Source organism: Klebsiella quasipneumoniae subsp. quasipneumoniae, assembly GCF_020525925.1.
Taxonomy (GTDB): domain Bacteria; phylum Pseudomonadota; class Gammaproteobacteria; order Enterobacterales; family Enterobacteriaceae; genus Klebsiella; species Klebsiella quasipneumoniae.
This window is the reverse complement of sequence record NZ_CP084876.1, coordinates 3,917,371-3,935,283: the sequence shown is the minus strand read 5'-3', so window position 1 is coordinate 3,935,283 and position 17,913 is coordinate 3,917,371. Positions and strand designations below refer to the sequence as shown.

The 17,913-nt window shown below is 60.8% G+C and carries 14 protein-coding genes; 10 read left to right on the top strand and 4 right to left on the bottom strand.

The window, feature by feature from the left end:
* The first annotated feature begins 294 nt into the window (after window positions 1–294).
* From LGM20_RS18955 to LGM20_RS18945, 3 genes are all read left to right on the top strand, one after another.
* A complete protein-coding gene (locus LGM20_RS18955; RefSeq protein ID WP_032454931.1) occupies window positions 295–978 on the top strand; it encodes a helix-turn-helix transcriptional regulator in 684 nt (227 codons plus the stop codon).
* A 117-nt stretch (window positions 979–1,095) separates the two neighbouring features.
* Window positions 1,096–2,289: an MFS transporter gene (locus LGM20_RS18950; protein ID WP_023288711.1), complete on the top strand. Its 1,194-nt coding sequence runs from the start codon at window positions 1,096–1,098 to the stop codon at window positions 2,287–2,289.
* Window positions 2,286–3,398, top strand: coding sequence for a class II histone deacetylase (locus LGM20_RS18945; protein ID WP_044521449.1), 1,113 nt, complete (start codon window positions 2,286–2,288; stop codon window positions 3,396–3,398). Before LGM20_RS18950 ends, LGM20_RS18945 begins: the two co-directional genes overlap by 4 nt.
* 6 nt (window positions 3,399–3,404) lie before the next feature.
* Here LGM20_RS18945 and LGM20_RS18940 read toward each other — a convergent pair whose 3' ends face one another.
* The 4 genes from LGM20_RS18940 to LGM20_RS18925 all read right to left on the bottom strand — a co-directional run bounded on the left by LGM20_RS18940 (window position 3,405) and on the right by LGM20_RS18925 (window position 7,443).
* A complete protein-coding gene (locus LGM20_RS18940; protein WP_023288713.1) occupies window positions 3,405–3,998 on the bottom strand; it encodes a DUF3156 family protein in 594 nt (197 codons plus the stop codon).
* Window positions 3,976–5,475, bottom strand: coding sequence for an APC family permease (locus LGM20_RS18935; RefSeq protein WP_032454960.1), 1,500 nt, complete (start codon window positions 5,473–5,475; stop codon window positions 3,976–3,978). Before LGM20_RS18935 ends, LGM20_RS18940 begins: the two co-directional genes overlap by 23 nt.
* A gap of 287 nt (window positions 5,476–5,762) precedes the next feature.
* Entirely contained in the window at window positions 5,763–6,128 is a 366-nt protein-coding gene (locus LGM20_RS18930) for a cupin domain-containing protein (RefSeq protein WP_002892824.1), read from the bottom strand.
* 13 nt (window positions 6,129–6,141) lie between these two features.
* Window positions 6,142–7,443 (bottom strand): NAD(P)/FAD-dependent oxidoreductase, encoded by a 1,302-nt coding sequence (locus LGM20_RS18925; protein ID WP_023288715.1) that lies wholly within the window; start codon window positions 7,441–7,443, stop codon window positions 6,142–6,144.
* 158 nt (window positions 7,444–7,601) lie between these two features.
* Here LGM20_RS18925 and LGM20_RS18920 point away from each other — a divergent pair, with 158 nt between their 5' ends.
* The 7 genes from LGM20_RS18920 to LGM20_RS18890 all read left to right on the top strand — a co-directional run bounded on the left by LGM20_RS18920 (window position 7,602) and on the right by LGM20_RS18890 (window position 17,889).
* On the top strand, window positions 7,602–9,086 hold the full coding sequence (locus LGM20_RS18920) for an aldehyde dehydrogenase family protein (protein WP_044521511.1): 1,485 nt from the start codon (window positions 7,602–7,604) through the stop codon (window positions 9,084–9,086).
* 394 nt (window positions 9,087–9,480) lie between these two features.
* Entirely contained in the window at window positions 9,481–10,563 is a 1,083-nt protein-coding gene (locus LGM20_RS18915; protein WP_044521452.1) for a YncE family protein, read from the top strand.
* A gap of 59 nt (window positions 10,564–10,622) precedes the next feature.
* Complete coding sequence (locus LGM20_RS18910; RefSeq protein WP_044521454.1) at window positions 10,623–12,821, top strand: TonB-dependent receptor; 2,199 nt, start codon at window positions 10,623–10,625, stop codon at window positions 12,819–12,821.
* Between the two features lie 106 nt (window positions 12,822–12,927).
* Window positions 12,928–14,304 (top strand): phenylalanine transporter, encoded by a 1,377-nt coding sequence (gene pheP, locus LGM20_RS18905; protein WP_023288717.1) that lies wholly within the window; start codon window positions 12,928–12,930, stop codon window positions 14,302–14,304.
* A gap of 187 nt (window positions 14,305–14,491) precedes the next feature.
* Window positions 14,492–15,697: an MFS transporter gene (locus tag LGM20_RS18900; RefSeq protein ID WP_072096478.1), complete on the top strand. Its 1,206-nt coding sequence runs from the start codon at window positions 14,492–14,494 to the stop codon at window positions 15,695–15,697.
* 16 nt (window positions 15,698–15,713) lie between these two features.
* Complete coding sequence (locus LGM20_RS18895) at window positions 15,714–16,736, top strand: sugar phosphate isomerase/epimerase family protein (RefSeq protein ID WP_044521459.1); 1,023 nt, start codon at window positions 15,714–15,716, stop codon at window positions 16,734–16,736.
* Window position 16,737: 1 nt separating this feature from the next.
* Window positions 16,738–17,889 carry a Gfo/Idh/MocA family protein gene (locus LGM20_RS18890; protein WP_044521461.1) on the top strand — a complete coding sequence of 384 codons (1,152 nt, stop codon included), beginning with the start codon at window positions 16,738–16,740 and terminating at the stop codon, window positions 17,887–17,889.
* Window positions 17,890–17,913: the final 24 nt, after the last annotated feature.

The window sequence follows — 17,913 nt, the reverse complement described above, 5'->3', positions numbered from 1 at the left end:
AATCCATCGTTCTTAAGGATGAGAGAGACGCGTCCGGGATAGGGTTTTTTTATCACCAGGGGCCTGTCCGCCGGGTGTTAATCTTTTTTGTTTATGTTTTAACGCCGCTATCGTAAAGCATGGCGGGTGTGTTTTTTAAATGCTTTATATAACAATGGATTGCTGAAAATTTTGTAACGGCTATCACACTGTTAATATGTTAATGATTGTGTTACTTAAATGTGAAATGTATGCTTCAATAATCGGTAGTCATTCATGTGTCATGTACCAGCACCTCGACGGGGAGGCCCTATCATGTCTGCTTTGTTAAAAGCCAGCCGTAATGATGCGATAATAGCCCGTTGTTTACAGACTATTTCCCAGTTAATTCCACTGTCTTCGGCGGTATTTTATCGAGTAAATAATCGGTTAAAACCCGAAAACTATATATTGCATAATATTTCTGATAATACGCACCAACAATATCTGGAAAACTTCCAGCCGCTGGATCCGTTGCTGCCGTCGCGCTTTAGCCACCAGAACACCACCATGGCGGCGATGACGCCGCGCCTCTGCGACCGCAACCGGCATTATTATCATGAATTTATGTTGCCGAATAATGTGCGCGACATGACCGAGATCTTTATTCGCCGCGAGCGGCGGATCGTCGCCGGTATCTCGCTGATGCGCGACGTGCCTTTCTCCAGCGAAGAGCGTCATCGGGCCCAGGCGGTGCTGCCGCTGGTGGAGCTGGCGATCCGCGACTGCCTGCAGGACGAAGATGACCTGCCCGCCATCCTGACGGCCAAAGAGCGGGAAATCGTCGGCATGGTGCGCGAAGGGGCCAGCAATAAGCTGATTGCCCGCCGGCTGGATATCTCGCTCTCGACGGTGAAAACGCACCTGCGCAATATTTTCGCCAAGACCGAAGTGGTCAATCGTACTGAACTCGTTTCCCGAACCTGGATGCCGGCCGCTCAGCGTACGCTGCATCTGTGATCTGACTATCGCATCCCGCGCGCGCCGTGGCAGCACGGCGTTTTCCTGATGCCTGTGGGTATCACTCCCTGGAGACCCCTCCGGGGGGAGGCTTTTTTGACCGGAGCACGCCCTACGATGTCAAGTACCCCTCTCACTGAACATGCGCTTTCCCGGCCCGCCGGGCTGGTCGTGTCCCTGCGTTTGCTGGCGGCGATTGTGATTTTCGCCGCAATTGCGCCGGGTATTCTGATGACCGCGCCGGCGGTGGCGGCGCAGCTGGCCAGCGAATGGCAGCTAAAACCCGGCCAGATCGGCTGGTTGTTCTCGGCGGAACTGGGGGCGATGAGCCTGGCGACGCTGCCGGCGTGGTGGTGGATGAGTCGCCTCGACTGGCGGCGGGTCGCCCTGACGGCCGGGGTTGTGTTTCTGACAGCCAATCTCGCCTCGGCGGCGGTGACCCAGTATGAGACGCTGCTGGCGGTGCGCTTTCTCGCCTCGCTGGCCGGCGGCACGCTGATGATTCTGTGCATCAGCTGCGCGGCGGGAACCTCGAACCCGTCGCGAGTCTACGCCTTCTGGGTGCTTGGGCAACTGCTGCTGGGGATGCTTGGCCTGCTGGTGCTGCCCGGGCTGTTTGCCAGCTTTGGCCTCAAGGTGGTCTATCTGATCCTCGCCGCCATTATGCTCTGCTGCCTGCCGCTGGTGTCGGCTTTCCCACCGCGCTTTCAACCGTTGTCCGTCTCGCGACAGCAGCCGCCGACGGCGCTGTGGCGTCAGGCGCTGGCGGTCCTCGCGGTGCTGACCTTCTATATCAGCCTTAGCGCGGTGTGGACTTTTATCGGCACCCTCGGCGCGGCGGCGGGCCTGAGCCCGACGCAGGTCGGCCTGGTGCTGGCGGCGGCGACGGTCTGCGGCATTATCGGCGCGGGGGGCGCGGCCCTGCGCGGCACCCGGCGGGCCGATCGTTTGCCGGTGTGGCTGGGCTACGGCCTGCTGATCCTCAGCGTCGGGCTGCTGATCGGCCAGCCGCTGCTGGCGCGCTACGCCATCGCGGCGCTGCTGTTTAAGTTCACCTGGACCTTCGTGCTGCCTTTTATTCTCGCCCGCGTCGCCGGGCTCGATAACAACGGCCGGCTGATGAACAGCATTAATCTGGTGATCGGCGGCGGCATGGCGGCCGGTCCGGCATTAGCCGGGGCTTTACTGCAGCATTTTGCCAGCGCCGATCCGCTGCTGCTGGCGGCAGGGGGCTGCGCACTGCTGTCACTGATTTTGATTGCGGCGGCGTCGGCCGCCGGCAAAGGCTTAGCCAACGGGAGGATAGAGTGAAAAGAAAAACCGGTTTCTTCTTTGATGAACGTTGTTTCTGGCACAGTACTGGTCTGCACGCGGTGACGCTGCCGGTGGGCGGGTGGGTGCAACCGCCCGCCGGCGGCGGTCATGCCGAATCGCCGGAGACCAAACGGCGGATGAAAAACCTGATGGACGTCTCCGGGCTGACGCCGCAGCTGGCGCTGCGCAGCGCGGCGCCGGCAAGCCTTGCGGACCTGCGGCGGATCCATCCCGACAGCTATCTTGAGCGCTTCAAGGCGATAAGCGATAACGGCGGCGGCATGCTGGGCAAAGAGGCGCCGTTGGGGCCGGGCAGTTATGAAATCGCCTGTCTCTCCGCCGGACTGGCCTGCGCGGCGGTGGAAGCGGTGCTGAAGGGCGAGCTGGATAATGCCTATTCGCTGTCGCGGCCGCCCGGACACCACTGCCTGCCGGACCAGTCGATGGGCTTCTGTTTCCTCGCCAATATTCCGATTGCCGTCGAGCGGGCGAAAGCGCTGCTGGGGCTCGGCAAGGTGGCGATCATTGACTGGGACGTTCATCACGGCAACGGCACCCAGCATATCTACCTGCAGCGCGACGACGTGCTGACCATCTCCTTGCATCAGGACGGTTGCTTCCCACCCGGATATGCCGGTGAGGACGATCGCGGCGCGGGCGCGGGCGAAGGTTACAACATCAATATTCCGCTGCTGGCCGGGGCGGGGGACGACAGCTGGCGCTATGCGCTGGAAACCATCGTTATTCCGGCGCTGGCGCGCTTTGAGCCGGAGCTGATTATTATCGCCTGCGGCTATGATGCCAACGCCATGGACCCGCTGGCGCGGATGCAGCTGCACAGCGACAGCTTCCGGGCGATGACCGGGCTGGTGCAGCAGGCGGCGGATCGTCTGTGCGGCGGGAAACTGGTGATGGTGCACGAGGGCGGCTACGCCGAATCCTACGTGCCGTTCTGCGGCCTGGCGGTGATGGAAGCCCTGAGCGGCATTCGCACCGCGGTCCAGGATCCGCTGCTGGACTTTATTCAGCAGCAGCCGCGGGCGGAGTTTGCGCAGTTCCAGAGGCAGGCCATCGATCGGCTGGCGCAACGGTTTGGCCTGCAGTAAACCGGCTCAGCTTCCCCGCTGTGATGGCGGGGAAGAAAATGCTTTCTCATCTACGATTTCACCGCGCATCCACTGACTGACTGCCTGATCGATCATCGCCAGCACGCTGAGCAGCAGCATCCGCTGCTGCGCTTCCAGCCGCAGATAGCGGCGCAGCGGCGGCATTTTACAGACCACTTCGCTGGCGGCCCAGGGTTCAATACTGCAGCGCCAGCCGTTACCGTCAAAGGTCAACGAAAAGCGGCGGTAGTCCAGCTCGCTTAGGGTCTGCTGGAGATTAGGAAACCCGTTGAGATAGCCGGCGAGTTCCTCGCTGCCTTTGCCGCCGATAAAGCGGATCGGCTGGCGTTTCCACCAGCCGGATTGATGGGCGCGAATGTGACCGCGCACGGGCCGGGTGACCGGTCCTGCGACGACAAATTCGCAACTGTGAATGCTGGCCATAAACAGCCGCTTCTGACGCACGCTGAAGGTGACGGCGGTGGCGTCGTTCAATCGCAGCAGCGCGCTGCGCTCGCTCAGTTTTTCGCAGGGCCAGCCGGCCAGATCGCGCTGCACCGCGTTCATTAACGGCGTCTCAAACCAGGGGACGGAGGACATCTGGCGTCATCTCCCCGCGGGTCTGTTTTTCGTAGTTGCTGATGGCGCGGTCGACCACCTCTTCCACCACCAGCGGCTTGAACGGATTGACGCGCTGTACGCACACCGTCCAGAACAGGGCGTAGGCGGCGGTCAGGCCGAGCATAATGCCGAACGGCACCAGCACCTGGCGGCTGTCCATCCCCGGCGGGGTGATATTGACGATAGCGATGATAATTCCGACGCTGGAGATAATCTGCGGCAGCGGGAACCACGGCGAGCGGTAGGCGCGCGGCAGGTCCGGGCGGCGAATACGCAGCATCACCACCGACAGAGTAACCAGCAGATAGGCGACGCCCCAGGCGCAGACCGCGGCGAGGATCAGCGGCACGATGCGGTCCAGATCGCCGTTCAGATACCAGGCGTGCAGGCAGGGGATCGCCACCCCGATGGCGATGGCGATCACCGGCGTTTTAAAGCGCGGATGCAGCCAGGTCAGGAAGCGGGGCAGCGCGCCGTCCAGCGCCATACCGTAAATAATGCGCGGTACCGCGGCCATCAGCGTATTGATGGTGGCGCAGCCCGCCAGCAGCAGCCCGACCCCCAGCCAGTACTGGCCGGCGTGGCCCATCACCCGCTCGGCAAAGGCCGGGATCGCCATCGGCGTATCCAGCAGATGGACGTTGTTGGCCGCGTCGAGCACGGTGTTCTCCACCTGGCGGTTGATCGCCGCCCCGTAGATAAACATGCAGCTGGCGACCCCCAGCAGGCCCAGCGCCATCGCCCGCGGAATGGTACGGTGAGCCTGTTTGATCTCCGGCGCCATCGGCGTCACCAGTTCGCAACCGACGAACATAAACATCGCCATGCCGATATAGCCGAACAGGCCATGGATATCGCTGACGTTCAGCGGCGTGCCGAACCAGCCGGAAAGATGGGTGACCGGCGCCATAAAAATGCCGCACAGGCCGAAAATGGTCAGCGTGGTCCACATGCCGAAGGTCAGCACCACTTCGACCTTGCCGAAGATTTCCACGCCGATGGCGTTCAACAGGCCGAAAACCACCACCATGCCGACGCCCACCATCCAGGTGTTCTGGTGAGCGGCCATCTGGGCGTTGATCGATTCGAAGTTCACCAGCGCCATAATGCCGGCCAGGATCGTCTCCGCCGTCCCGGCGAAAATATGCACGATCAGATAGGCGCACAGCGCGCCGGTGATGGCGAAGAAGCGTCCCATGCCGCAGGAGATATAGTCGTACACCGAACCGGTGGTGGGAATGAGCGTCGCCGCCTCGGCAAAGGTGGTGACCTGCGCCTGCATCATAATAAAGGCCAGCAGCACCGCCAGCGCGAAGGTATCACCGCCCATGCCGAAGCCGCTGGTCACCGTCAGGATCACCGGGCTGGCCATAATCAGCCCGACGGAGCTGGCGAGAGTGGTCGGGAAGCCGACGACCCCGCGCTCAAGATGGCTGGCAAGTCTGTTACTAAACATAGTCAACCTCTGCACAATAGTGGGGGAGGGCAGGGAATAGCCAGCGCCACTCCCGGATAGTCATAATTTAGGCGGGCATCCTGCTCAACGAATATCGTCCGGAAGGTGGAGGGCGGCGCATGATTCTGTGACGCCGTCGATGAATGTGAGGGTGGATAAACAACATGACCCCGAAAACCGGGGCCATCCGTCTTGCCACATTGCGCCTGTTTCTGCCGGGTGGCGGCTGGCGCCTGACCCGGCCTGGCGACGGCATTCGTCCCCCCGGCCCGGGCAAGCGCAGCGCGTTAGCGCGTCTCGACGTTCGCCAGGTAGTGCTTCACAAAGCGCGGCGTCAGGATTTTCCACTCCACTTCGGTACCCTGTTTAACAAACCAGCTGTCGCCCGGCGCAAAGCGCTGCGGCTCGCCGCCGGCGACGGTCAGCTCCACTTCGCCTTCCAGCACGGTGGCGTGTTCGGTAAACGGATAGGTCATGGTAAAGCTCCCCTCAGTGGACGAAAACAGTCCGCAGGTAAAGGCATCCTGCGGCTCGCCGTAGATCATCGCCCCGGCCACCTGCGGGTCGCCGGCGGTCGGCGTCGCGCCGAGCAGGCTGACGCTGCCGATTGGCTGCAGGTCGGGCACCGGGTGTTTAAGTTTAAAAGCGTGCATAGCGTTCTCCTGGTTAACTCCGGCCTTTCCAGAAACCGGCGGTTTGATGCATCAGTTTTCCGGCGGTGACTAATAGCAAGCGCAGGCTGTCACGGCCGTGGATGGTCGCGTGGGGGATGCTGCTCAGCAGACGATAGCGGTCGGAACCGCCGTTGATCCCTTCGGCGAGGATTTTGCACACGATGTGCGACGGGGTGACGCCGAAGCCGGAGTACCCCTGGACGTAAAAGACGTTGTTGTGATCGCGTAGGGTGCCGATCTGCGGGAACAGGTTGGCGCTACAGGCCATCGGCCCGCCCCAGGCGAAATCGATCTTCACATCCTTCAAATAGGGGAAGACCTCCGCCAGCAGGGTGCGGTTCCAGGCGGCGAAATCGTTCGGCGTATACTCCACAAAGCGGGTGGCGCTGCCGAACAGCAGGCGGTTTTCCCGGGTGACGCGGTAATAATTAATCACCGGGCGAATATCGCTGAAGGCGCCGCGCAGCGGGCTGATGCGCTCGATCAGTTCATCGGAGAGCGGCTCGGTCGATACCTGGTAGGAGTAGGTGACCAGCGTTTTGTTGTAGATCTCCGGCTCCATATTGTTGAGGAAGCTGTCGCAGGCCCACAGCAGCTTGGCGGCTTTGACGCTGCCCATCGCGGTCCGTACCCGCACCTGTTTGCCGTAATTCACCTCCACCACCGGCGAGGATTCGAAGATCTTCACCCCCAGCGAATGGGCGGCCTGCGCCGAGCCGAGGAGCATATTGAGCGAATGGATCTGCCCGCCGCCCATATGTTTCAGCGCGCCGCAGTAGACCTCGGAGCCGACCACCTGCTGCACCTCTTTCCCGGTATACAGTTCGATATCTTCATCCGGGGTGGCGGCCTTAAACTCTTTCTCCCACTGGCGCAGCGTTTTGAGCTGCCGCTGGTTATAGGCGAGGTAGCCGTAGCCGGGGACGAAATCGGCGTCGATGTTGTATTTGCGGATGCGCTCGCGAATGATGCCTGCGCCGAGGTTGGCGATTTTAAACAGCGTCTCCAGCCCCTCTTTGCCGACGTGCTTTTTTACCGCTTCGATATCGTGACCGATACCGGCCATCACCTGGCCGCCGTTGCGCCCGGTGCCGCCGTAGCCGAGATGGCGCGCTTCCAGCACCACCACGTTGGTGATGCCCTGTTCCGCCAGCTCAAGGGCGGTGTTAATGCCGGAGAAGCCGCCGCCGATAATCACCACGTCGGCTTCAATATCTTCCCGCAGCGCCGGAAAATGGAGGTGGTATTTCTTCGTCGCGCCGTAGTAGTTCAGCGCATCGATTTTGATGTTCATCGCGTTACCCTGTGGTCTTGCCTCGCTCAAGTTCCTCATCACAGCACGCCGCGCGGGCGTTGAATATCGTCCGGAAGAATGACGTTCTTTAGAACGATAGGCTGCGGCGGGAAGCCGTGCTGTGATGGGTTAACTTTGCTGAAAAACGGGTGCTGACGATGAGCGAGATAACCTTACTGGCGGAAGTGACCGCCTTTTTACGCCAGCCGCACGGGCAGTTTATCGCCGGTGAGCGAGAGGCGGGCCGCGGCGCGCCGTTTGCGGTGATCAACCCGGCCACCGGGCGGGCGATCGCTGAGGTCACCGCGGCGGATAGCGACCAGGCGGACCGCGCGGTAGAGAGCGCCCGCCAGGCGTTTAGTCAGTGGCGCGAAATGCCGACGCTGGCGCGCGGAACCTTGCTGCTGAAGCTGGCGGATGCCCTGGCTGAGCATCGCGAAGCGCTGGCGCAGCTGGAAAGTCTCTGTTCTGGCAAAACTATCACGCTGGCGCGGATGCTCGAGCTGGACCAGTCGGTGGCGTTCCTGCGCTACTTCGCCGGCTGGGCGGGGAAAGTCACCGGTGAAACGCTGGATGTCTCGCTGCCATCGATGGCCGGGGAGAAATATACCGCCTTTACCCGCCGCCAGCCGCTGGGGGTGGTGGTTGGCATCGTGCCGTGGAACTTCTCCATCATGATTGCCATCTGGAAGCTGGCGGCGGCCCTGGTCTGCGGCTGCACCATCGTCCTCAAGCCGAGCGAGTATACGCCGCTGACGCTGCTGCGCGTGGCGGAGCTGGCGAAAGCGGTGGGTATTCCGGACGGAGTGATTAACGTGGTCAACGGCGCCGGCGGCGAGATTGCTCAGCGGCTGATTACCCATCCGGCCTGCGCCAAGGTGAGCTTCACCGGCTCGGTGGCTACCGGCGAAAAAGTCCAGCAGTCGGCTGGCGCTTTCGGTAAACGGGTGACCCTTGAGCTGGGGGGCAAAAACGCCGCGCTGTTCCTCGATGACCTGACGCCGGAGGCGATGGTCAACGGCATTCTTGAAGCCGGCTACCTGAACCAGGGGCAGATTTGCGCCGCCGCGGAGCGCTTTTATCTGCCGCAGGGCAAACTGGATGCGGTGCTGGCGCTGCTGAAAGAAAGACTCAGCGCCTTCGCGCCGGGATCGCCGCTGGATGAGCGCACGCTGATGGGGCCGCTGGCCAACCGCCAGCAGCATGAAAAAGTATTGCGGCTCATTCAGACCGCACGCGACGAGGGCGATACCATCGTCTGCGGCGGCGAAGCCCTGCCGGGGGAGGGCTATTTCCTGCAGCCGACCGCGGTTAAAGTCCGCAGTGAAGAGAGCACCCTGATGCGCGAGGAGACCTTCGGCCCGGTGTGCAGCTTTATCGGCTATCACAGTGAAGACGAGGCGCTGGCGCGGATGAATGCCTCGCCGTATGGCCTGGCGGCCAGCGTCTGGTCGGATAATATTCGCCTGGCGCTGCGCTACTCGGAGGCGATAGACGCCGGCATCGTGTGGGTCAATATGCATACCTTCCTCGACCCGGCGGTGCCGTTCGGCGGCATGAAGGGCTCGGGCATCGGGCGCGAATTCGGCAGCGCGTTTATCGATGATTATACGGAGCTGAAGTCGGTGATGGTGCGCTATTAATCGCCGTTCAGCGACATAGCGCTGTCATGTGTCGCTTTGCGCCAGATAGGCAACACATTGTGTGCCTTCTGGCCTGCAACCCGGGCGGTGCACGGCATCGCTTCCGGGACGCTTTTCCCGTCACGGATCCTTTCTTCCCCTCCTAATCCGCCATTGCCGTAAAAAAATCAGCAGATTATCTTTTTTGCCCGCCAGGGCTTGCCTGACACTAGATAATGCGTATAGTTCTCATTCTCTTTTTTATTTGCATATCAGGCAAGGTTCGAGCTGCGCCAGTGAGTCGTTCACAAAGAGTCGCGAAGGCGTAGGGTGACGTAAAGACAGCAGGCTGGAAACACACAATATCGGCCGCTGCGCGTCCATCGGGTCATTGATTTTTTATAGGGTTGATCCAATGAAATACACACTTCCGGCGTTGACGCTGGCCATCAGCGCGGCGTTAAGCGGCTGCGCGACGCATCCTTCCTCTGCCGTTTCCCAACCGGTTATCGACTCTCCAGCCCCTAACGTGGCGCAACCACTGCAGCGCCAGCTAGCGGAAGGGCTGTACGAGATGGCGCTAAGCCCGCAGGGTGATGCGCTGTACGTCGCCAGCGCCGAAGGCTTTAAACATGTGCAGGGTGGGGCGGTCTACACACTGGATCCGCACACCCTCAACACCATCGGCCTGACGCATACCGATCTGAAAAACTTCGCTTTACAGCTCTCTGCGGATGGTAAAACGCTTTATGTCAGCAATTCGCTGGACGGCGGCATCAGCGCTATCGACACCGCTACCGGCAAGGTCAAAAACCGCCTGCTGTTCAGCGAGCGCAATGAAAAAGGTCGCCCTTATGGGGCCCGTCAGCTGCTGTTGCTGAATAATACTCTCTACGTTGGCGCGGTCGCCGACCCGGCGCAAATCTGGGTGGTTGACGCCACTACCCTGAAGCTGAAAACGCGGATTAAAAATACCGGTAAATGGATGACCGGCCTGCACTACTCCGCGCAAACCGGTCGCGTGTACGCCGCTAACGGCAGCGGTGAAATTCTGGTGATCAACCCGCGTAACCAACGCATTGAACAGCGCTGGAAGCCGCTGGGCGACAAGCCGGCGCTGCTGCTTAATATGGCCGAAGATAGCGACACCGGCCGTCTGTTCGTGACCGACAACTCGAAAGCGAAAACCACGCTGGTGCTGGATATCCACAGCGGCAAGCTGCTTAAACAGCTCGACGTCGGCGATTCGCTGGCGGTGCAGTTCAATAAGAAACGCCACGAAATTTATATTTCACAGCGTGAATCCGGCAAGGTCATCAGCCTTGACGCCAGCCGCTACACGCTGAAGAAAAGCTGGGCGCTGCCGGCCAATCCCAACAGCCTGCTGCTTTCCGCCGATGGTCAGACGCTGTTTGTCACCGTCAAACAGCCCTTCAATAAAGACCACTCCACTAAAGGCCCGGACAGCGTCGTACGTATCGACCTGAACGCGCAATAAAAATAACGGGTCCGGCGACGGGCCCTTTGATTCATTTATCCTCATCCATGGGGCAAATTATGCACACCACGCACTATTCATCCTTCCCGCTGCGTAAAACGCTGCTGGCCTTAGCCATCGGCGCCGCCAGTCAAACGGCGATGGCCGCGGACGCTGCCGCCGCGAAGCAGCCTGGCGAAGAGACCCTCATCGTCGAGGCTAACGAAACCAGCGATTTTAAATCCGGCGGCGACCTGGTGGTTCCGGCATTCCTCGATGGCCAGATCGCCCACGGCGGCCGTCTGGGGATGCTTGGCGAACAAAAAGCGATGGACGTCCCGTTTAACGTCATCGGCTATACCTCGAAGCTGATTCAGGATCAGCAGGCGAAAACTATCGCCGATGTCGTCAGTAACGACGCTGGCGTGCAGGCCGTACAGGGCTACGGCAACTTCGCCGAGACCTATCGAATCCGCGGGTTTAAGCTCGATGGCGATGACATGACGATGGGCGGCCTGGCGGGCGTGGTGCCGCGTCAGGTGATGGACACCCAGATGCTGGAGCGCGTTGAAATTTTCAAAGGGGCTAACAGCCTGCTTAACGGCGCGGCCAGCAGCGGCGTCGGCGGGATGATTAACCTCGAGCCGAAGCGGGCGGAAGATCTGCCGACCGCACGCGTTGGCGTCGACTATACCTCTGATTCTCAGGTGGGCGGCACCCTCGACCTGGGGCGCCGTTTCGGCGACAACAACCAGTTCGGCGCCCGGGTCAACCTGGTGCACCGCGAGGGTGAAGGCGCTATCGATAATGATAAACGTCGTACTACGCTGGCTTCGCTGGGGCTTGATTACCGCGGCGACCGTTTCCGCTCCTCGCTGGATTTCGGCTACCAGAAGAAAACGTTCCACGGCGGTACGATGGGCGTCAATATCAGCGGCGTGGATTTCGTTCCGGCGCTGCCGGACAACAGCAAAAACTACAGCCAGAAGTGGGGTTATAGCGATATCGAAAGCGAATTCGGCATGGCGAAGGCAGAATATGACCTGACCGATAGCTGGACGGTATACAGCGCCCTCGGCGGCCAGCATTCGCATGAAATTGGCACCTACAGCGCGCCGAAGCTTCTGAATAAAAACGGCGATGCGACGGTGGGCCGCCTGGATACTAACCGCATTATTGACGCGATCAGCGGCATGGGCGGGGTACGCGGCGATTTCAATACCGGCGCGATTTCGCATAAGGTGAACCTCGGCTATGCGGCGCAGGTGCATACCGATGCTACCGCCTGGCGGATGTCGGCGAAGAATCCGACCACCAATATCTATGACAACCGTGATGTGGCGATGCCGGATAACGCCTATTTTGGCGGCAACTACCACGATCCGCTGGTCACCTCGCGCAGCCGTACGCAGGGCTGGCTGCTGAGTGATACCCTCGGCTTCTTTAACGATAAAGTGCTGTTTACCGCCGCCGCTCGTCATCAGAAAGTGGTTGTGCGCAACTACAGCAACGCCACCGGGCTGGAAGATACTTCTTCGCGTTATACCCAAAGCCGCTGGATGCCGACGTTTGGCCTGGTGTACAAGCCGTGGGAGCAGCTGTCGCTGTATGCTAACCATACCGAAGCGCTGCAGCCGGGCTCTGTGGCGCCGACGACGGCGGCCAATGCCGGGCAGAGTACCGGGATCGCGCACTCGAAGCAGGACGAAGTGGGCGTCAAGATCGACTACGGAACGATCGGCGGATCGCTGGCGCTGTTTGAAATCAAAAAACCGAACGCCATTTCCGATACCGCTGGCAATTACGGCCTCGACGGCGAGCAGCGTAACCGCGGCGTAGAGATGAACGTCTTTGGCGAGCCGATGCTGGGACTGCGTCTTAACGCCAGCACCGTCTGGCTGGATGCAAAACAGACTAAAACCGCTGAAGGCGCAACCGACGGTAAAGATGCCGTCGGGGTGGCAAACTTCTACGCGGTGCTCGGCGCCGAGTATGACATCAAGCCGGTGGAAGGCCTGACCGCGACCGCGCGTGTCAATCATAGCGGTTCGCAGTATGCCGATGCGGCCAACACCAAAAAGCTGGATAGCTACACCACCCTGGATTTAGGCCTGCGCTATCGTATGCGTCTGAACGCCGACCAGAACGAAATGACCTGGCGCGTCGGGGTGACCAACGTGACCAACGAGAAATACTGGTCCGGCATCGACGATACCGGTACCTACCTGTTTGAAGGCGATCCGCGTACCGTTCGCGTCTCGATGAGCTACGACTTCTGAGGGTAAAACGCGGGGACGGGCGGCTGACGCTCGCCCCGCGCAACTTGCGACATCTTCCCCTAAGTGATAAAAGGTGCCCCTTCGCAAAAACACACAGGGGAACGACGTGAAAGACGCGTCAACGTCGTCGGATGCCGTAGAAGAGAGCGGCCCGACGCTTCATCGCGGTTTACAGAACCGACACATTCAACTTATCGCCCTTGGCGGCGCGATTGGCACCGGCCTGTTTCTCGGCATTGGTCCGGCGATTCAAATGGCTGGCCCGGCGGTCTTGCTGGGCTACGCGGTGGCCGGGATTGTCGCTTTTCTGATCATGCGCCAACTGGGCGAGATGGTGGTGGAAGAGCCGGTATCCGGTTCCTTTGCCCACTTTGCCTACAAATACTGGGGCCCGTTCGCCGGCTTCCTGTCCGGCTGGAACTACTGGGTGATGTTCGTGCTGGTGGGAATGGCGGAGCTGACCGCCGCCGGGATCTACATGCAGTACTGGCTGCCCGACGTTCCGACCTGGATCTGGGCGGCGGCCTTCTTCCTCATTATTAACGCCGTCAACCTGGTCAACGTGCGTCTGTATGGCGAAGCGGAGTTCTGGTTCGCGCTGATAAAAGTGCTGGCGATTATCGGCATGATTGCCTTTGGCCTGTGGATGCTGTTTGGCGGCCACGGCGGCAGCAAGGCGGGTTTCGACAACCTGTGGAAGCACGGCGGTTTCTTCGCCACCGGTTGGCACGGTCTTATCCTGTCGCTGGCGGTGATCATGTTCTCCTTCGGCGGGCTGGAGCTTATCGGCATCACCGCCGCGGAAGCGCAAAATCCGGAAAAGAGCATTCCGAAAGCGGTCAACCAGGTGGTTTATCGTATCCTGCTGTTTTATATCGGTTCGCTGGTGGTGCTGCTGGCGCTCTACCCGTGGGTGGAGATCAAATCCGACAGCAGCCCGTTTGTGATGATTTTCCATCATCTCGACAGCAACCTGGTGGCGTCCGCGCTGAACTTCGTCATTCTGGTGGCTTCGCTGTCGGTCTATAACAGCGGCGTGTACTCCAACAGCCGGATGCTGTTCGGCCTGTCGGTGCAGGGCAATGCGCCGACGTTCCTCGCCCGCGTCAGCAAGCGCGGCGTGCCGGTGAACTCTCTGTTGCTCTCGGGGATTATCACCTCGCTGGTGGTGGTGCTGAACTACCTGCTGCCGCATGAAGCGCTGGGACTGCTGATGGCCCTGGTGGTGGCGACGCTGCTGCTGAACTGGATCATGATCTGCATGGCGCACCTGAAGTTCCGCGCCGCCCAGCGCCGCAAAGGGCGTGAGTCGAAGTTTAAAGCGCTGCTGGCGCCCGCCAGCAACTACTTCTGCATTGCTTTCCTTGGGCTGATTCTGGCGCTGATGTGCACGATCGACGGGATGCGCCTGTCGGCGATCCTGCTGCCGGTGTGGATCCTGTTCCTGTTTATCGCCTTCAAACTGCTGCGCCGCCCGGCGTAAGCGAGATGCCCCGCCGTCCGGCGGGGCTGCCTGCCTTTTTATTGTGATCCTCTTCGCAGGTGGCGCATTTGCCTGGCGATCTTCTTTTTGTAATCGATTACTTTTGTGTTGAGCGATTTTGTAATCGATTACTTTTCTGAGGGCGAGCAACATGGTCACAACAACAGAAGGTCGGGAAAGTGTCCGCGTGAGCCACCGTTTTCTGGTGCCGCGGCTGTCGTTAATGATGTTTATGCAGTTCTTTATCTGGGGCAGCTGGTCGGTGACCCTGGGGCTGGTCATGACCCGCTATGAGATGTCATTGCTGATCGGCGATGCGTTCTCCGCCGGGCCGATCGCCTCCATCCTGTCTCCCTTTGTGCTGGGGATGCTGGTGGATCGCTTTTTCGCCTCGCAGAAGGTGATGGCGGTGATGCACCTGGCCGGGGCGGCGATCCTGTGGTTTGTCCCCCAGGCGCTGGTGGCGCAGAACGGCGCGCTGCTGATTGGCCTGCTGTTCGGCTATACGCTGTGCTACATGCCGACCCTGGCGCTGACCAACAATATCGCCTTCCACAGCCTGGCTAACGTCGATAAAACCTTCCCGGTGGTCCGCGTGTTCGGCACCATCGGCTGGATTATCGCCGGGATCTGCATCGGGGTGACCGGCATCTCTGACACCACCGGCATCTTCACCCTGGCGGCGCTCTGTTCGGTGGCGCTGGCGATCTACAGCCTGACGCTGCCCCACACCCCGGCGCCGGCCAAAGGCATGCCGGTTCAGTTTCGCGATCTGCTGTGCGCGGACGCCTTCGCGCTGCTGAAAACGCGCCATTTCCTGATTTTCTCCCTCTGCGCCACCTTAATTTCCGTGCCGTTAGGTACCTATTACGCCTATACCGCGTCGTATCTGGCGGATGCCGGCGTTAAGGATGTCAGCACCGCGATGTCCTTCGGCCAGATGTCAGAGATCGTCTTTATGCTTGTGATCCCGCTGCTGTTCCGTCGCCTCGGGGTGAAATACATGCTGCTTATCGGCATGGCGGCGTGGTTTGTGCGCTATGCCTTTTTCGCCCTCGGCGTCAGCGAAGAGGGGCGCTTCCTGCTCTATCTCGGCATTTTGCTGCACGGCGTGTGCTATGACTTTTTCTTTGTCGTCGGCTTTATCTACACCGACCGCGTGGCGGGCGAGAAGGTCAAAGGCCAGGCGCAGAGCATGATTGTGATGTTCACCTACGGGATCGGCATGCTGCTGGGCTCGCAGATCTCCGGCGCGCTGTATAACCATCTGGTGGCCGGGCAGAGCGTGCCGCAGGCCTGGGTGACCTTCTGGTGGATCCCGGCGGTGGCCGCCGCGGTTATCGCGCTGATTTTCCTTTTCTCTTTCCAGTACAACGAGAAAGAGCCGCACTAATTTTTCAGGAGGGGGTATGAAAACGATTAAGGGACCGGGCATTTTTCTGGCGCAGTTTATCGGCCCGCAGGCGCCGTTCAACACGCTGGAGGGGGTGGCGCAGTGGGCCGCCGGCCAGGGGTACAAGGCATTGCAGATCCCCTGCAACCACCCGGCGATTTTCGATGTCGAGCGGGCGGCGGCGAGCCAGACCTACTGCGACGAGGTCAGCGGTGTCCTGGCGGAGCATGGGCTGGCGATCAGCGAGCTGTCCACCCACCTTGAAGGACAGCTGGTGGCGGTGCATCCGGCGTATGACGCGGCGTTTGACGCCTTTGCTCCGGCGGCGCTGCATGGCGATCCGCAGGCGCGCCAGCGCTGGGCGGTGGAGAAGGTCAAGCAGGCGGCGGTGGCCTCCGGTCGCCTGGGGCTGAAGGCCCATGCGACCTTTTCCGGGGCGCTGGCATGGCCCTTTTTTTATCCATGGCCGCCGCATAATCAGCCGCTTCTGGATGAGGCCTTTGCCGAGCTGGCCCGGCGCTGGCGGCCGCTGCTGGACCTCTTCGACGAGCAGGGCGTTGATGTCTGCTATGAGATCCACCCCGGCGAAGACCTGCATGATGGCGTGACCTTTGAGCGTTTTCTCGCGCGGGTGGATAACCATCCGCGCTGCAATATGCTCTATGACCCGAGCCACCTGCATCTGCAGCAGATGGACTACCTGACCTATATCGATATCTATCATTCGCGTATTAAAGCGTTTCACGTCAAGGACGCCGAATTTCGCCGCAACGGGCGCAATGGCGTCTACGGCGGCTATCAGCCCTGGCAGCAGCGGGCTGGCCGTTTCCGCTCTCCCGGCGACGGGCAGATCGACTTTAAAGGGGTGTTCAGTAAGCTGACCGAATATGATTTTGACGGCTGGGCGGTGCTGGAGTGGGAGTGCTGCCTGAAGGACGCTGAGACCGGCGCGCGCGAGGGCAGCGAGTTTATTCGTCGCCATATCATTCCCGTTGCCGGGCGGGCCTTCGATGACTTTGCCGCTGGCGGGAGGGAATAATATGATTCAGGTCGCGATTATTGGGGCAGGGTTTATTGGTCCGGCGCATCTGGAGGCGCTGCGGCGGCTGGGGGATATCGAGGTGGTGGCGCTGTGCGACAGCAGCCTTGAGGCGGCGCAGCGCAAGGCGCGTGCGCTGAATATTGCCCATGCCTACGACAGCGTGGAGGCGCTGCTGGCCCATCCGGGGCTGCAGGTGGTGCATAACTGTACGCCGAACCATCTGCATGCCCAGATTAACCGGCAGATCCTCGCCGCCGGGCTGCACGTCTTCTCCGAAAAACCGCTGTGTATGACGGCGGAGGAGGCGCGGGAGCTGGTGACGCTTGCCGCCCGGGCCGGCGTGGTGCACGGCGTCAGCTTCGTCTATCGCCAGTTCGCCATGGTCCAGCAGGCGGCGGCGATGATCCGCCATGGCGATGTCGGCAGAATCTTCGCGGCGCACGGCGGCTATTTACAGGACTGGATGCTGCTGGAGACCGACTACAACTGGCGGGTTGATGCGGCGCAGGGCGGCGCGTCGCGAACGGTGGCCGACATCGGCTCCCACTGGTGCGATACCGTGCAGTTTATGACCGGTCGGCGGATTGTCGAGGTGATGGCGGATCTGTCTATCGTCTGGCCGACGCGTAAAGCGCCAGTGAATGGCAAAGCGACCTTCAGCGCCGTTCACGAGGCGCAGGGATATGAAACCCGGCCTGTCGATACCGAAGACTTTGGCTCGGTGCTGTTGCGTTTTGACGATGGCAGCAAAGGCAGCTTTATGGTCTCTCAGGTGAGCGCCGGGCGGAAAAACCGTCTGGCGGTGGAGATTAACGGCAGCCGCTGTTCTCTGGCCTGGGATCAGGAAGTGCCCCAGCGGCTGTGGATTGGCCACCGCGAGCAGCCGGATCGGCGGCTCAGCGACGACCCCAGCCTGCTGCGGCCGGAGATCGCTGACAGCGCCCATTACCCCGGCGGCCATATTGAGGGCTGGCCGGACGCCTTTAAGAATATGATGGGCCATTTTTATCAGGCGGTGCGCGCCGGGAAGATGCCGGAGGCCGGGGCCCGGCGCTTCGCCGCTTTCGACGACGGCGCCGATGTGATGTACATCATCGAGGCGATCGTCAAAAGCCATCAGCAGCAGCGCTGGGTGAGCGTCGAACGCTGAATTCTGGCGGGGCGCAGGACGCGC

Excerpts from the sequence above, each read along its gene's own strand:
- LGM20_RS18955 (WP_032454931.1), top strand. The coding sequence starts at position 295 with ATGTCTGCTTTGTTAAAAGCCAGCCGTAATGATGCGATAATAGCCCGT.
- LGM20_RS18950 (WP_023288711.1), top strand. The coding sequence starts at position 1,096 with ATGTCAAGTACCCCTCTCACTGAACATGCGCTTTCCCGGCCCGCCGGG.
- LGM20_RS18940 (WP_023288713.1), bottom strand. The coding sequence starts at position 3,998 with ATGTCCTCCGTCCCCTGGTTTGAGACGCCGTTAATGAACGCGGTGCAG.
- LGM20_RS18935 (WP_032454960.1), bottom strand. The coding sequence starts at position 5,475 with ATGTTTAGTAACAGACTTGCCAGCCATCTTGAGCGCGGGGTCGTCGGC.
- LGM20_RS18930 (WP_002892824.1), bottom strand. The coding sequence starts at position 6,128 with ATGCACGCTTTTAAACTTAAACACCCGGTGCCCGACCTGCAGCCAATC.
- LGM20_RS18925 (WP_023288715.1), bottom strand. The coding sequence starts at position 7,443 with ATGAACATCAAAATCGATGCGCTGAACTACTACGGCGCGACGAAGAAA.
- LGM20_RS18920 (WP_044521511.1), top strand. The coding sequence starts at position 7,602 with ATGAGCGAGATAACCTTACTGGCGGAAGTGACCGCCTTTTTACGCCAG.
- LGM20_RS18915 (WP_044521452.1), top strand. The coding sequence starts at position 9,481 with ATGAAATACACACTTCCGGCGTTGACGCTGGCCATCAGCGCGGCGTTA.
- LGM20_RS18910 (WP_044521454.1), top strand. The coding sequence starts at position 10,623 with ATGCACACCACGCACTATTCATCCTTCCCGCTGCGTAAAACGCTGCTG.
- LGM20_RS18895 (WP_044521459.1), top strand. The coding sequence starts at position 15,714 with ATGAAAACGATTAAGGGACCGGGCATTTTTCTGGCGCAGTTTATCGGC.
- LGM20_RS18890 (WP_044521461.1), top strand. The coding sequence starts at position 16,738 with ATGATTCAGGTCGCGATTATTGGGGCAGGGTTTATTGGTCCGGCGCAT.